This window comes from Vibrio sp. Y176 (assembly GCF_033438945.1).
Map to the genome: position 1 here is coordinate 1 of NZ_JAWOQS010000181.1, position 937 is coordinate 937.

The window sequence follows — 937 nt, forward strand, 5'->3', positions numbered from 1 at the left end:
ATCGACAAACGCTTGTAGAACATCTTCGCCCACTTCAAACGCCTGTGGACCAATAACAGGCCCTAACCATGCCATCACATCACCCGAAAATAATGCAAGAGCATTTTCAACGATACCATTTGCCAAACCACGCCAACCAGCATGAACAGCTGCTACTTGAGTACCTTGAGTATTCGTCAGCAGTATAGGCAAACAATCAGCGGTCATGGCAGAACACACAACATTACTCGCCGATGTGAAGATGCCATCAGCATCAAGCACTATTGACGTAGGAGCATTCGCATGGGCAACGACAGTAGAATGAGTTTGGTTTAACCAAATTGGCGCACTTGGCATATTCGCTTGTTGCGCCAACCAATGACGATTCTTCGCTACGATAGAAGCATCATCCCCAACGTGTGCACCAAGATTTAACCCTTGATAAGAGCCTGTCGAAAAGCCACCAACTCGCGTAGAAGCAAAGGCTTTGACATTTTTAGGTGCAGACCAGTTAGGAATGATTGCCTTCATCTTAAAACTCGTCCGGTAGACCGTATTCTTCAGTGTCTTTACGCAACGCTTCAGTCATAGCCACCATATCGTCTGGCACTGGAGCATGGAATTCCAGTTCTTCACCAGTGATAGGGTGTTCAAAACGAAGCATTACGGCGTGTAGCGCCTGACGATCGAAACCACGAATCATGTCCGTCAGTTCTTGCGATGCACCAGTAGGAATGCGTGCACGACCACCGTAAGCAGTATCACCTAACAGAGGATGCTGTAGGTAAGACATATGAACACGGATTTGGTGAGGACGACCCGTTTCCAAACGCAGACGGATACGCGTATGCTCACGGAAGTGCTCTGCTACACGGTAGTGCGTTACCGCAGGCTTACCCAAAGGAGCTACAGCCATGAGTGTGCGTTTAGTCGAGTGGCGACCAATTGGTTGATCCAC

At 48.6% G+C, this 937-nt stretch carries 2 protein-coding genes; both read right to left on the bottom strand.

Annotated elements, in window-relative coordinates; all coding sequences use genetic code 11:
* Positions 1 to 510 (bottom strand): polyphenol oxidase family protein (locus R7O13_RS24955; RefSeq protein WP_318304955.1); only part of this gene is annotated, 510 nt, incomplete at its 3' end.
* A 1-nt stretch (position 511) separates the two neighbouring features.
* On the bottom strand, positions 512 to 937 hold a 426-nt coding region (locus R7O13_RS24960), incomplete at its 5' end, for a pseudouridine synthase (RefSeq protein ID WP_318304956.1).